This window comes from Citrobacter amalonaticus (assembly GCF_002918555.1).
Lineage (GTDB): Bacteria > Pseudomonadota > Gammaproteobacteria > Enterobacterales > Enterobacteriaceae > Citrobacter_C > Citrobacter_C amalonaticus_A.
The window spans coordinates 194,766-208,150 of record NZ_PQMB01000006.1; the positions used below are offsets into that span (position 1 = coordinate 194,766).

The 13,385-nt window shown below is 52.5% G+C and carries 11 protein-coding genes and 2 pseudogenes; 4 read left to right on the forward strand and 9 right to left on the reverse strand.

The genetic code is table 11. The features are described 5' to 3' along the window. Nucleotides 1-280: 280 nt before the first annotated feature. The 5 genes and pseudogenes from C3432_RS27555 to C3432_RS23615 all read right to left on the reverse strand — a co-directional run bounded on the left by C3432_RS27555 (nt 281) and on the right by C3432_RS23615 (nt 7,586). Entirely contained in the window at nt 281-601 is a 321-nt protein-coding gene (locus tag C3432_RS27555; RefSeq protein WP_146050880.1) for a hypothetical protein, read from the reverse strand. A 142-nt stretch (nt 602-743) separates the two neighbouring features. Beyond that, nucleotides 744-956 (reverse strand): annotated as a pseudogene (locus C3432_RS28150) (hypothetical protein); the annotation flags it as partial. A gap of 186 nt (nt 957-1,142) precedes the next feature. Next, nucleotides 1,143-3,287, reverse strand: coding sequence for a virulence factor SrfC family protein (locus C3432_RS23605; RefSeq protein ID WP_103779477.1), 2,145 nt, complete (start codon nt 3,285-3,287; stop codon nt 1,143-1,145). Beyond that, a complete protein-coding gene (locus tag C3432_RS23610; protein WP_103779479.1) occupies nt 3,284-6,265 on the reverse strand; it encodes a virulence factor SrfB in 2,982 nt (993 codons plus the stop codon). The genes C3432_RS23605 and C3432_RS23610 overlap by 4 nt, the downstream gene beginning before the upstream one ends. A 4-nt stretch (nt 6,266-6,269) precedes the next feature. Continuing rightward, on the reverse strand, nt 6,270-7,586 hold the full coding sequence (locus C3432_RS23615; RefSeq protein ID WP_103779481.1) for an SrfA family protein: 1,317 nt from the start codon (nt 7,584-7,586) through the stop codon (nt 6,270-6,272). Between the two features lie 304 nt (nt 7,587-7,890). On the opposite strand from C3432_RS23615, the gene C3432_RS23620 reads away from it, so the two are divergent. Beyond that, complete coding sequence (locus C3432_RS23620) at nt 7,891-9,489, forward strand: ABC transporter substrate-binding protein (protein ID WP_103779483.1); 1,599 nt, start codon at nt 7,891-7,893, stop codon at nt 9,487-9,489. Nucleotides 9,490-9,507: 18 nt separating this feature from the next. Beyond that, nucleotides 9,508-9,741: a YdcY family protein gene (locus C3432_RS23625; RefSeq protein ID WP_103779485.1), complete on the forward strand. Its 234-nt coding sequence runs from the start codon at nt 9,508-9,510 to the stop codon at nt 9,739-9,741. A gap of 71 nt (nt 9,742-9,812) precedes the next feature. Here C3432_RS23625 and C3432_RS23630 read toward each other — a convergent pair whose 3' ends face one another. Next, a complete protein-coding gene (locus tag C3432_RS23630; RefSeq protein WP_103779487.1) occupies nt 9,813-10,292 on the reverse strand; it encodes an Hcp family type VI secretion system effector in 480 nt (159 codons plus the stop codon). 467 nt (nt 10,293-10,759) lie between these two features. Further along, entirely contained in the window at nt 10,760-11,452 is a 693-nt protein-coding gene (locus C3432_RS23640) for a hypothetical protein (RefSeq protein WP_103779491.1), read from the reverse strand. Between the two features lie 245 nt (nt 11,453-11,697). Between C3432_RS23640 and C3432_RS23645 the strand changes: the two are divergent. Continuing rightward, nucleotides 11,698-11,790: pseudogene (locus C3432_RS23645) on the forward strand (DUF2526 family protein); the annotation flags it as partial. Here C3432_RS23645 and C3432_RS23650 read toward each other — a convergent pair. Together C3432_RS23650 and C3432_RS23655 are read right to left on the reverse strand one after the other, a co-directional pair. Further along, nucleotides 11,791-12,240, reverse strand: a complete 450-nt coding sequence (locus tag C3432_RS23650; protein ID WP_103779493.1) for a DMT family transporter — start codon at nt 12,238-12,240, stop codon at nt 11,791-11,793. It abuts the pseudogene before it with no gap. Beyond that, nucleotides 12,237-12,755: a GNAT family N-acetyltransferase gene (locus C3432_RS23655; RefSeq protein WP_103779495.1), complete on the reverse strand. Its 519-nt coding sequence runs from the start codon at nt 12,753-12,755 to the stop codon at nt 12,237-12,239. The genes C3432_RS23650 and C3432_RS23655 overlap by 4 nt, the downstream gene beginning before the upstream one ends. 37 nt (nt 12,756-12,792) lie before the next feature. On the opposite strand from C3432_RS23655, the gene C3432_RS23660 reads away from it, so the two are divergent. After that, complete coding sequence (locus C3432_RS23660) at nt 12,793-13,368, forward strand: helix-turn-helix domain-containing protein (protein ID WP_103779497.1); 576 nt, start codon at nt 12,793-12,795, stop codon at nt 13,366-13,368. The last annotated feature ends 17 nt before the right edge of the window (nt 13,369-13,385 follow it).

Below are 13,385 nucleotides of genomic sequence, written 5' to 3' on the forward strand. Positions count from 1 at the left end.
TTTTGACGCAACTTCGCCTCTTGCTGCCGTATTGAAATCAAGTACATTAGCATACTTTAACAGCGTAAACCCAATAATGAAGAGGATTAAGTAAACTAAAAAATAAAGAAAACGTTTCATAATAAACCAATCCGTTGTTATTAATAAATTAATTTTGAGCTAAAAGCTCACTGTTACATTAAGAACCATGATTCAGTCTCATAAAAATTAGGTTATTTATGAGTTTGATGAAATGGTTACAATGAACTTTTTTAAAATCAAATATTAAAACTCTGATAATTTACCACCGACATTGCCCGGCGAAATTATTAGATTTATCTTTACTACCACGGTCCGATTTATTGCTAAAACTATCGTTGGTGCACCCACCAGCGATAGCCCCACCTGTGATTCCTGCTGTCGGGGAACCGGCAACTAAACCACCCAGGATACCTGCACCACAAGAGTCAACGCCATTATAAATATTTTTAGAACCATTTCGTCCAGTTGAATCACGGGATCCTGATTTATTGCGACTACTTCCCCCTTCGTAATTGCTGTTTGCGTTGTCGCCGCTGACTAACGCGATCTCCTCAAAATTCAATTCCCTTATTTTTTTCATAGCATTCCTCTCAAGATTGTTTTGCATTTTGTGCGCTAAAAATATCTAACAAGAAAAAAATTTAATATAGTTAAATGTTGTAAGTAAATGTAAAAATATTATTTTTGTGAATACATAAAGTGGAAAGCATTCACTTGAACCCTCACTGGGGAATGAGGTGGTTTTTAAGCACACTAATAGTGCCGGAAATGCTGTGCTTTATGCTGATTGATTTATACGAAGCCTGGATTCGGCATATTTGAGAACAGCTGTAACGGGTCGCTTCAGCTGTTTCACGGATATTCAGTTTCTTAATCTGCCGGGAAGACAGAACGTTATGGTGCCTTTCCTGATCTAACTGCTTACCCTTGTATTTTATGCTCGCGCAATCCCATGTGCTTCAGTCTGAACCTGAAGAGGACAATTCCATAGCCGCACGGGGTGAACTGCCCGAGATGGAAATATCTGACAGGGGCATAGGTGTGAAGTGCTATGTCTGGCGACCAACAGCCTTATAGCACAATATTTGCGATATCCAGACTGGCCCCTGATACGCTCAACGTTATCCGGCAAGGAGATCGCGCAGCGCCTTCTTATCTGCGTCTGTGACTTCCTGAGGATGCCGGTATCCCTTGTTTTCATTAGCACGGGTATAAAGGGCAACCAGCCAGTCGTAAACATAACGGCTGGCGGCGTGCGCCGGTTGTTCACCCAGCCGGGAAAGGCGCGCCATCGGCTGACGTTTTACCGCGCTAAATATCGCGGTACCTTTCTGGATCCGGCTCGCCGGACGTTCCGCTTCATCAGTATCGGCATAGCCCAGCCAGCCAATAAAGTTAGCTACCGCAGCATACAGCTGCGCGCCGCAAACATCTTCCCGCTGCGCGATCTGCTGTAACTGCTGCGGCAGATTCAGTCGGTAGCTGGTGACGATCAAAATATCGACAACGGCTCTGAGTGTGTCAGGCTCCAGACCTAAGCGTTGAGCATGGCTGTCGTTTCGACACCATTGACGCACATGGTTGAGCCACATTTTATGCACCAGATAGCCAGTCTCTTTATTTTCGATCTGTGGCGGCGCGTCACGCTCATCGGAAAAGAGATCGATAGCGTCATTGAACAAGCCGTTGACCTGTTCTTCACGCGGATGCTGAATGCGCAGTAACGCATCAAAATGCCGGGCCGGCGGGAGTAACCCCTCCAGCAGGTCGCCGTGGCGCGCGGCCTGTCCCTGTAACTGGCGAACCACATTTTCTGCACTGACCGTCTCACCAGACTGCCATGAAAATAACGCCCGGAGATGGTGCTGATGCCGGTCGCGTAGCGCGCTCAAACGCGCCTGATGCTGGAGTGGCGAAGTTGCCTGCGACAGCCACTCAACCAGCCGTTGCAGACTGTGTTTATCCAGTGCCTGTAACGTCCCCCAGTGCAGCCCCGGTTTCCCGGTCAGCTGTTGCACCGTTTCGTCGAGATTTAGCTGCGTGATAAAACGCGCATCCTGCGGGGTGATCGCCCAGACCACCCCCGGCAGCGCGGCATCCCGCAGCGGCTGCGTCTCGTTGATCCAGGCGAGCAACCTTCTGGCGGCTGCGGGCGTTTCGGCTCGCGTGGCGGTGGCATTGCAAATCATCAGAATGTCTGGCTGACACTGCTGGCGATAATGTTCCAGCATCCAGCCGAGCTTAGCCTGCCACAGGGGAGAAGGGGGGACATCCGGCGCGAGAGGAATATCCAGGACATCAACATTATCCAGTACCGCATTTTCCACGGTCAGCACCAGTTCGCGGGTTAATAGCGCGAGCGAATCCAGTGGCAGGCCGATCGCGTTGTGTAACTGCTGATTGACCAATGGGTGAACCACCACGTCGCTTTGCCCGTCCAGCTGGGCCAGCGCCTCCTGGGTAATAAAGCTCTCTGCGGGTAAACCAAATTGATCGACCAGCAGGCTCAACGGTGCGGCTAACTCTGACGCATGTCCCGTCTGCTGAAGTAAATGCGCCAGTTTTTGCCACTGCCGGGTCAGTTCCGGTAATTCTCCCCATAGCAGGGACCATGCACTGGCGCGGGTGGAGAGATCGACCGCAGGTAACAGGGTGGCAAACTGCTGCCAGAGCGCGTCGTCAATGTGCTGCTGTGAAGAGGGAACACAGGCGCGCCAGAAGCGGGCGATGGCGGCCACTTCTGACGCGGTGACCCCCTGAACGGGCTGGCGCTGGCGCAAGGATTGCCACTGGGCCAACCGTGCTTCAATAATGCTTTTATCCACCCCCCGATGCCCGGACTGCCCGCAGGCATAAGCGATAAAAATCTGTACCAGCTCCGCTTCGCTGATAAGGCGCAGGCGCAGCGGCCACTCATCGTCAGGCTCGCTATGTTTACGGGTAAAACGCAGCGCCATATTTGTCGGCGCATGTCCGGGATTGAGATGGCTGAAATAGTCAAAGCTGCGACCCGGCGTGATGATGTTGAGTTTACTGTCGCTGCCGCACAGTGCATTCAGCAGATACGCTTTGGCTGACTGCGAATGGCCATACAGTCCGATGCAGCTGCCTTGCTGCGAGGCGGCGTTAATCGCAGACTCTGTCGCCGCCGCCATGTGGAGCTGAGTGAGCAGGGCGTCCGCTTCATCATCCAGCCGGACTGCATGTTGGCGGGTGGTATTAACCCATGCAATGGCGTCCTGGGTTTTGCTTAACATCATACTCATTTCAGGTACACGCTCCCGCTGTCAATCCAGTAGTGGCTGCCGCTATGACGGCGGTCGGCCAGGGTATTCAGTTTTAAAGTCAGCGCATTGGCGGGTACGGGCGTTCCGTCCTGCAGCCAGGCGTCGCTGAGGACAAACGATTCCGGTCCGCTCTCTTTCGTGCCGCCGTGCAGCTGCAGACGAACATTCAGAACCCCGTCTCCGGCGATCGTTTTTGCCAGTTCCGCAGAGTTAATGCTGAGCGTATACAGGGGCGTGGCAGGCCAGCGGCTGTTGGCCAACTGGCGGAATCCGAGCGTGATGTTGCCACGCAGGGGGAAATGCACACGGGTATCCAGTTTTGCGCCGGGTTTATCCAGATCCACGTCGTGATACCAGACATTCTCGTCACGCAGGATATTGACGGTGTTATCCAGCACGCCGAGATAGCGCACGGTAGACCAGGCACCAATATCCGCGGCTTTAAAGTTAAAACGCGGCAGACGCAAATCGAGCGCCAGGCTACAGAGCATGGCGCCGACGGCAGCGGTGGATTTCGGGTTGCCAATCCGCCCCTGCTGGCTGAACGGATACCATTCATGCACACGGTATTTATCCATCCAGACCATCCGGTTTACCGGCACCGGCTGCAGGTGGCGGATCAGCGCCTGCACGCCCGGCAGACAGGCAGGACGACCGGTAACCAGCAGAACGTCGCAGCAATAATATGAAACCGCCTCGCAGATGGCGTGCAGCGGAGATGTCAGGGTAAACTGCCCGGCCAGCAGCGCGTCCTGAAGCTGGCTGAACTGCACCTGTAGCGGTACGCTGAACAGATCAAACGTCGGTGAACCGGACGGCAGCGCATGGTCGATCGCCTGCTGGATATAGTTCATCACGTTACGTGTTGGCGTTTGAGGCAGCAGTTCGCCGAAGGTGGCATGCAGTCCGGCAACAGGATCGTTGATATCGCTTTGCTCCCAGGCAGAAAGGATCGCGTGCCCCAGCGGCATAAATAGCTGAAGTGCCGTCTGCTGACGCAAAACGGCCTGGGTATCGATTCGTCCTGAATCGCCAAACAGCGTCGCCAGCAGGGCGGCGGCATCGGTGACCCCCGCCTGCTGAAGACGGGTCTGCAATGCGGGTAACACACACTGTTGAATCACATCCAGCAGCATGTCATCCCCGGCGACCTTAAAACCTTCCCGGAACAGCAGATGCGGGGTAATTTTCACATTCGCCCCAACGCCGTCATCCAGCTGATAGTGAACAATCGCCATGTCGGTGGTGCCGCCGCCAATATCGACGGAGGCGACGCGCAACGCCCGCCCCTTCGTTTCGTCCGGCTCCGGCAGCCGGTCCGGGCGCGCCAGGGCATTGAAGAAGGTTTCCGTCCGTCCGCCATAATGGGAAATCGCTTCGTTATACAGCCACACCAGTTGTCCGCAGCTGGCTTCGTCCCACTCCATCTGAATCTCCGGGACCGGAATAAGGCTCTTTTCCTGCTGTTTACGGGTTGTAAAGTCCTCATCCTGCGGGTGCCAGCCCATCGCTTTCCAGACCAGCGCAATCGCTTCGAACATCCGCTGACGGAAGATCTCACGTTCCTGTTTTGGCATCGCAGAAGGTAGCGTCAGGATTAACGTTCGTAGCTGGCGGGGCGATGCCGGAAAGCCAAGCCGCAGACGCGTCGCCACGCTGTTGATTTGACCCAGCGCCTGGGCGAGGATCTCGCACAGCATGTGGGTCATCAGGGCGCTGCGACTGTACTGCGGCGAGAAGACCGGTAGCCGCTCATCCTGGGAAAGCGAGTAAAGCGGTTGTCCGTCGTCGTTCATCAGGTTCATCAGCGGGAAGGCGGTGGCTAAAGGTTCACGCTGGGTTTTGCTGCTCATCTGGCTGAAACGCCAGTCCTGGAGCACCGGGGTTTCGTCCCATAAATAACGGCGTGGGCTGGAGATCCCACTGTTACCTTCGGTTCCGGTCCGCTGCATCGCCAGCTTGCGCGCCTCGTCGCCCACGCGGACGATCGATGGCCAGATAAAGGCATCATCTCGTCCACTCTCTACGGAAAAATGCTGTTTTCCAAACCGCGCTTCGGAAAACTCCAGACGACTGGTGAACAGGGGCTCGTTCAGGTACTGCGGTTCGCTTAATGAACGTACCTGTAGCTCCGCGGTCTGGCGGAGACCATCGTTGGCATCGCCATGATCTTCGATCAGAACACCGCAGGTATGGGTATTGCCGACGTCCAGAATCAGATCAACCGGAATCGCCGGGGTGCTCAGGGTGTGAGTGACCAGCTTCACCTCCGGGACGGTGACCTGTTCGCCCAACAGCGCCAGCAGATTCAGCCAGTGCGCCTGATATTCAAAGTTTCTCAGCGCCTGATGGATAGCCTGTTCTGCACGGTTTTCCACCTGCGTGACGTGATGAAGAAACGATTCACGCAGCCAGCCGTCGACCCACGTTTGATCGAGAAAATCGGCCACCTCATCATCGCGCCAGGCTAACGCAAAGCGGGTACCGTTAAGCAGGTCGTTCTTATTTGGCGCCAGCGCGGGCGGAACACCCTCGCTGAGCTGGCTGTCTATGGCAACAGTAATACGGTGGCTGTGTCCTGCGGGGTCTGGCTCTGCCAGTTTACGCACCTGTACGCGAGCCCAGTTATCCGGACCTTCAACAAAAGTACGCGGAGGATTAAAACGTAAAAACGGCAGCGGTAGCCAGATGCCGTCCAGTACATCCAGTGAAGAGTGCAAACTTTGGGTGCTCTCCGGTTTAACAACTTCGGGTTGCACACCGGGACGCGCCGGTAGCGTGTAGCGGTCGTTTGCCAGATCATAATCAAGACGTAACAGCGGACCATTCGCGGTTTTACGCACAAAACGGCCATGATGCGCGGATTCCTGCGGGGTCAGTCCGAAATCAAGAAACTGCACGCCGCTGTTTGCGATGAGCGTGACGCTCTGTTTGTAATCACACAGATTCACCAACATAAAATCAGGCACCTATCTTTTTGATCGTCAACGGGACCTCAGCATGTGCGTCATAACGCGCCGAGCAGACGGCAACATCATTCGTACCGGCTTTACAGGTGATTTCAGGCATTGGGTAGCGCGAACCGTCGGTGCAGCGGGCATTCCCCCGGCTTTTGATCATCAGTTCACCCGTCTGATGCAGTCCGGAGAAGACATCGGCGCGGCAAACGATATTGTCGCCATGAACGACGCGGGCGGCCCCTTTATTGTTCTGGATCTGATAGCGCAGTGAGGGGGCTTTGCCACTCACCGGATCCTTCACATCGACGTTCACCCGCCAGTTACCGTTTAAAAAGCGCGTGGTCCCGGCCTTCATCTGCCCGGCATCCATCACCAGCGCATCTTTCGCAATTGCGGCAATCACCACCGGTTCATCGATCGGTTTTTCCTTTTTTACCGCGGGCGAGACCTCTGCCTGATGCAGAGGCAAACTGGCGAAAAGTTGGGGGAGCGGCTTCATCTCTGCTTTAGCGATGATGTCAGGGGAGACGGCGGAAATCTCTTCAGCGACCACCGCGTCCTGCTTCCAGAGCAGAGGGGCGGCAACGGCGGCGATAATGACGGCCGCAACAGGCAGACTCCATAACGGGATCCGGCGGGGCGTTTTCGCGGCTTTCGGCGGTGCTATCTCGTCAGAGACCGGTGCGGCTGGCGGCGGGATTATATCGGGATCGGTTACGTGTACGGGCTCGCTCCTGGCAACCAGCAACGGCGCGTCAGCCTGAGCAAAGCTGACTTCCGGTCGCGCAGGTTCAACGGGTTCAGGTTCGGCTTCTGTCACAACAGGTTCAGGCATTTCGCTCACCCGCAGACAGTCAAGGACGTCATCGCGCACGCTTTCATTAAGATGAACAAAGCCCCAGAAGGTGATAACCGGACACCCACCGACCAGGAATACGTGGTTTTCGCCAGGAAACTGGATGGTTTTCTCCAGCAATGAGCCAAAGCGTTGCTGCGAGGTTTTACCCGATTGCAGACTTTTACGGCTTAATGCTGCGGTGCTGTCAAGAATTCCGGAAAGCACGCGCAGAGCCCGTAAGCGGCTCTCTTCGTCAGCCGCTTTCCACGCAATAACAGAGCCGTCGACAGGGGAATACCAGTCAACCCGATCACCGCTATCGTTGATTTGAGGAATAGCCAGACAGTCGACCATCGCCTGCTGTTTGCGCAGGCGAAGCGTTTCACGAATTTGCAATGCTGAATTAAATACGGCCTGACCACCGCCGCCCACGGCCTGATAGTCATCCAGATTGCCGCTACGCAAGAGAGTTTTTGCCACGTTGTTGTCCCTTTGACTTCTTCACGCATCTACTTTACGGGTTCAGGAAACCAACAAACGGCAGAAGAGAGGCATAAAGGGGCGAATTTTCCTGCCATTGAGCGCAGGGAAAACGGTTGACGTTGGCAAAAAAACTTAACGGAAATTTATTTTGTTTGCGGACGGATTTCTCAGCAAATAACGTCGAATAAGAATAACCTGATGCAGATTCGTTATTAGGCTGAATTCATCGGCTATGCTCAAATGAACGTCTTAATAAGAGCCAGGTCCTCCAGGCTCTAAGAAAACCAAAAGGCTTATAACTATGTCGACAGGGAAAATATTACTCGCACTGGCGCTGAGCGCCGTGTTACCCACAGGCGCCGCGTTCGCGGCGAATAATGATACGATTATCTATTGCTCAGAAGCGTCGCCGGAATCGTTCAACCCGCAGATCGCCAGTTCCGGCCCTTCGTTTGTCGCCAGCTCACAGGTACTTTACAACCGCTTAATCAATTTTGACCCGGTAAAAAATACGCCAGTTCCTTCACTGGCGACAGACTGGACAATCTCAGCGGACGGCAAAACGTATACCTTTACGCTGCGCCAGGGCGTGAAGTTTAACAGTAATAAATTCTTTACGCCGACGCGCGATTTTAACGCGGATGACGTTATTTTCTCGGTGCTGCGCCAGAAAGACGCTGACCATCCGTATCACAATGTCTCTCAGGGCAGCTATGAATATTTCAACGATGTTGGCCTTGATAAGCTAATTAAAGAAGTGAAGAAGCTCGATGATTACCACGTGCAGTTTGTGTTGAGTGAACCCAACGCGGCTTTTCTTGCCGACTGGGGAATGGATTTTGCCTCTATTCTTTCTGCGGAATATGCCGACGCCATGTTGAAGAACGGCACGCCGGAGAATGTTGATAACTGGCCGATTGGCACCGGGCCTTACGTATTGCAACAGTATAAGCAGGATTCACAAATTCGTTATCTGGCTAATCCCCATTACTGGGACGGTGAAGTCCCGACAAAACACCTGATCTTCTCGATAACGCCCAACGTTCAGACCCGTCTGGCGAAGCTGCAAACCAACGAATGCCAGATTATTCCGGCCCCGGCCCCGGTACAGTTTGATGAGATAAAAAAGAATAAGGATCTGACGCTGCATTCGGTGGAGGCGCTGAATGTGGGGTATCTGGCTTTCAACACCGAGAAAAAGCCGTTTGATAATGTGCTGGTTCGTCAGGCGCTGAACTACGCCACGGACAAAAAAGCGATTGTTAACGCTGTCTTCTTAGGATCGGCTACCGTCGCGAAATCGCCGATTCCGCCGAATATGATGGGTTATGATCCGAATCTGAAAGATTACGCTTACGATCCGCAAAAAGCGAAAGATCTGCTGAAACAGGCCGGACAGGAGAAGGGCTTTGAGGTCACGCTCTGGTCGATGCCGGTACAGCGTCCCTACAACCCGAACTCGCGTCGTATCGCCGAAATGATCCAGAGCGACTGGGCGAAAGTCGGTGTGAAGGCGAAGATTGTTTCCTATGAGTGGGGTGAATATCTTTCCGGTATGCGGAAAGGGGAGCATGACACCGCGCTGTTTGGCTGGATGTCGGATAACGGCGATCCGGATAACTTTGCCGATGTGCTGCTGGGGTGCAACAGCATCAGGACCGGTTCGAATGCCGCACGCTGGTGTGATAAAGCGTATAATTCCCTGGTCCAGAAGGCTAAAGTGACCAGCCAGCCGGAGGCGCGCGTGAAGCTCTACCAACAGGCACAGGAGATCTACTTTCAGCAGGCGCCGTGGATAGCGCTGGCAAACGGCAAAACGTTCTTCGCTACGCGCAGCAACGTGAGTGGCTATAGCGTCAGTCTGATGGGCAGTGATTTTTCAAAAACAAAACTGAATTAACGGGTTTAAGGAGAGTTTATGTCGCACCTGGAAGAGGTCAGTGCGCGTGTGGACGCAGCTATCGCAGAGAGCGTCATCACCCATATGAACGAGCTACTTATCGCCCTGAGCGATGATGCCGGACTGAGTCGCGAAGATCGTTACGCCCAGCAGCAACGGTTGCGTACGGCGATTGCGCACCACGGACGGCAATATAAGGAAGAAATGGATGCTCGCCGTGAACAGCTCACCAAAAGCGGCACGATTCTCTGATTAAAACTGGCGTCTGGCAATCAGCCAGGCGCCTACCACCAGTACAGGATAAGTAATGACGCCCTTCGTTATCAGGCACAACAACGATCGTTCCATGAATCACGATAGATAATATTACCTTCCGTATACTTCCAGGTAATCGCCTCATAACGCAGTTCGAGCGTTTCAAGGTGAGTGCTACTCATACCATTAGGAGACAGGTATGGAGCAACCGTTGTGAACTTGACGTTTTCCAGAATGATATTGAAATATTCGGCTTCGATACCTGATTCCAGAATGCGGTACATCCTGATTGTCGCCTTCTTCATGGTCCGGCCTTCGCATACAGCGCGGTACAGGAGTGGTGTTGTCCGATCAAATTCTTTCACTATCGTGACAGGTCGGTGAACGCGCGTACCTGTAAGTTTTCCCCTGTTTGGGTCTACCGGAATAGTCACTCCGTGGGAGAATGATTTTAACTCAATGGAACCTAAACGCAGTGGCATCATGCAACTACCTACAACCGGAGAGCCGTTTTCATCTTCAAGCCATAAATGTGCGGGAGTGGACATACAATGTCCTTATCATGGATAAATAGCAGTAACAATAAAACATTACTAGTTCACGTAACGTGCAAATATAAATACTATAAATATGGCGAACAAACCTACAGGCCACATGGGACGGCTAGGAAAAATATCTTTGCAACAATGCAAATATGATAATGCAAAACAGGAGGCTATATAGTCAAAACAATTGTCAAAATAACCACGAAAATATTCATTTAATAAATAACATCATGGTTATATAATCATTTTTGCAATAACGTTAGCTATCGTTCTGTAGATTACCATTTCACGTAGCGACCAAAAATAACTAACATGAATACGAGAAAGATAGGGACAGGCCATACAGGTCCATCAGGGAAAAACTGAACCAGAACGACTGCGAACAAGAGTGTTAGTAATGCAGGGCCATACATCGAAAATAATGACCTGAGCAATCGCTTAAAAATTTTTCCGACAAAGTTCATCATGTCTTACCGAATCATCCTGGTGATGATGTCTGCAATACCATCATCTGATGCCCATTGTGCTTTAAATGCCTCCGCTCGCTCAAACAGCGATTCGACCAGGAAATACATCATCTCCAGATCTTGAGCATACAGCGCAGCATAGTAAGCGGGGTACGTGAATTGAAGACGATGAGCGCTATTTGCAGCTTTCTGAACGACACCATATATACCAACTGACGCGATTCCTCTCGATGCCCAATTGCCGACTAACGAGCTGATTTTAAGACTTAAATTCATGCCAAAGGCGACGGATGATGCTGCTGCTAAAGCAAATCCTAAGTTTGTGAGTGAAGTGGCGGCAATATGGATATTCACTGCCATTAACATTTGCTTTATGTGATCTATTTGATCGGATGTTTTGTGGCGAAATATTTCTTCAAAATAGATTTTGAGCATTTCATATACAACGTCTTCACGTCTCAAAATATGGTAAACGCCCCTGGCGAATCGGATATCCTCGGTCTTTTGTTGTTGGCAGACGTCCTGATATTCATCAGTAAAGCAGGATGTATAATACAGCGCCCGCGTTGCACCTGCGCCTATTGTTTCAACCTGATTTGATACGGCTTCTCCTACGCCCATTAATGCGTGGTCGAGTTTTAACGCAAGAATTTTATTAGCCTGTAAATGACTGATAACTTCATTGCTGTAGTACATAAGCGCTCCTTGCTAATATTCATTAAATCCATTTTTTCTTTTTTGCCCGGTCGATGGTCATATTTTCACGTGTACGCAGCCGCATCAGGCCACCTTCAAGTTGGCAAACGTCACCAGTACGTTGAAGAGTATTTCCGGATCTGCAGCGGGAACGTAATATCCGCTACTGCCGGAACCGGATTGAATCTTATCACCAGCTATGCGCTGCAGTCACCAACGTTGGCGAGGGAAGACATCAGTAGTCAGTGCGTACGGCGATTGCGCACCACGGACGGCAATATAAGGAAGAAATGGATGCTCGCCGTGAACAGCTCACCAAAAGCGGCACGATTCTCTGATTAAAACTGGCGTCTGGCAACCAGCCAGGCGCCTACCACCAGCAGCACAGCACCACAAACCGGCCCCACCAGCGCCCGCAGGGGAACGCCATGACTGCGTAACAGATCCAGCACCAGTCCACCAATAAGCTGGCTGGCGACCAGCACGGCAATGGTGGTTGCCGCGCCAACGTGCTGATAGCCGCTAATGCTGGCAAAGACGAAGAACGATCCCAACAGCCCCGGAATCAACGTCCACCAGCGCACGCTGGAGACCAGCTCGCCAAATCCCGCCATTCCCTGTTTAAACCACAGGATACTGACAAACAGCACAATCCCCACCAGCGAGTTGAGCAACATGGCGATGAGAATCGTTGATGACGTCTGGGTGATGCGGACCATCAGCGTATTTTGCACCACCAGGCCAATGCCTGCCGCAATCAGAAAGACAAGGGTGAGGGTCTGGTTCATCCGCGTGCGTCCGGATTAGTGCGCTCGTCAAGCTGTAGCTGCATAAAGGTCAGATCCAGCCAGCGACCAAATTTGGTGCCCACCTGCGGCATCTGCGCGGTGGTGGTAAACCCCAGCGTGGTATGCAGATGTAATGAAGCCAGATTCTGCGACTCAATCCCGGCCACCATCACGTGTTTACCGCAGGTTCGCGCCTCATTTATCAGCCTGCCGAGCAGGGCGCGTCCCAGTCCTTTGCCCTGGTGCTGTGGGTGCACATAGACCGAATGTTCTACGGTATGACGAAAACCGTCAAAATTACGCCAGTCGCCAAATGACGCATAGCCGGTGACCACACCATTCTCTTCACTCACCAGAACCGGATACCCTGACGCCTGACGCGCCTCGTACCAGGCAATGCGGTTATCCGTGTCGACGGTTTGATCGTTCCAGATAGCTGCCGTGTGCAAAACAGCATGATTGTAGATTTCTGCAATAGCGGCACAATCTTCTTTACTGGCAAAGCGAATAGACATGTTGAACCTCTGGAGTTGTTCACTATAGTATTACGATATGAATACTATTGAAGACAGCATAAATCAACGGATCGGTGCGAGAATTCGCATTGAACGAGAATCTCGCGGCTGGTCGCTGACAGAGCTTGCCGGGCGGGCAGGAGTGTCACGCGCCATGATCCATAAAATTGAGCGTGGAGAAAGCAGTCCTACGGCAACGCTGCTTGGCAGGCTCTCCGGTGCTTTTGCTATCAGCATGTCAACATTGATTGCCCGTGCAGAAATGCAGGAGGGCAAACTGCTGCGGTTTGCCGATCAGCCCGTCTGGCACGATCCGCAAAGCCACTATCTGCGTCGCCATGTTTCCCCGCGTAGCGATCTGCCAATCGATCTGGTTCAGATCGAACTGCCCGCAGGAAGTGATATTCCGATGCCTGCCTCCTCGTATGTGCAGGCCAGCCAGCTTATCTGGCTTCAGCAGGGTGAACTGGTTTTTGTTGAAGGTGAAACACGCCACGAAATGAAAGCGGGCGATTGCCTGGAACTGGGACCGCCCAACGATTGCCGCTTTATTAATGACACAGAACAGTCATGTGTTTACCTGGTTGTGCGGTTAAATCATGTCACCAGCTAAAAGCCAGTCACAGGCTG

Bases quoted from the DNA above. Each gene is read 5' to 3' on its own strand.
- C3432_RS27555 (WP_146050880.1), bottom strand. From the start codon at position 601: ATGAAAAAAATAAGGGAATTGAATTTTGAGGAGATCGCGTTAGTCAGC.
- C3432_RS23605 (WP_103779477.1), bottom strand. From the start codon at position 3,287: ATGAGTATGATGTTAAGCAAAACCCAGGACGCCATTGCATGGGTTAAT.
- C3432_RS23610 (WP_103779479.1), bottom strand. From the start codon at position 6,265: ATGTTGGTGAATCTGTGTGATTACAAACAGAGCGTCACGCTCATCGCA.
- C3432_RS23620 (WP_103779483.1), top strand. From the start codon at position 7,891: ATGTCGACAGGGAAAATATTACTCGCACTGGCGCTGAGCGCCGTGTTA.
- C3432_RS23625 (WP_103779485.1), top strand. From the start codon at position 9,508: ATGTCGCACCTGGAAGAGGTCAGTGCGCGTGTGGACGCAGCTATCGCA.
- C3432_RS23630 (WP_103779487.1), bottom strand. From the start codon at position 10,292: ATGTCCACTCCCGCACATTTATGGCTTGAAGATGAAAACGGCTCTCCG.
- C3432_RS23640 (WP_103779491.1), bottom strand. From the start codon at position 11,452: ATGTACTACAGCAATGAAGTTATCAGTCATTTACAGGCTAATAAAATT.
- C3432_RS23650 (WP_103779493.1), bottom strand. From the start codon at position 12,240: ATGAACCAGACCCTCACCCTTGTCTTTCTGATTGCGGCAGGCATTGGC.
- C3432_RS23655 (WP_103779495.1), bottom strand. From the start codon at position 12,755: ATGTCTATTCGCTTTGCCAGTAAAGAAGATTGTGCCGCTATTGCAGAA.
- C3432_RS23660 (WP_103779497.1), top strand. From the start codon at position 12,793: ATGAATACTATTGAAGACAGCATAAATCAACGGATCGGTGCGAGAATT.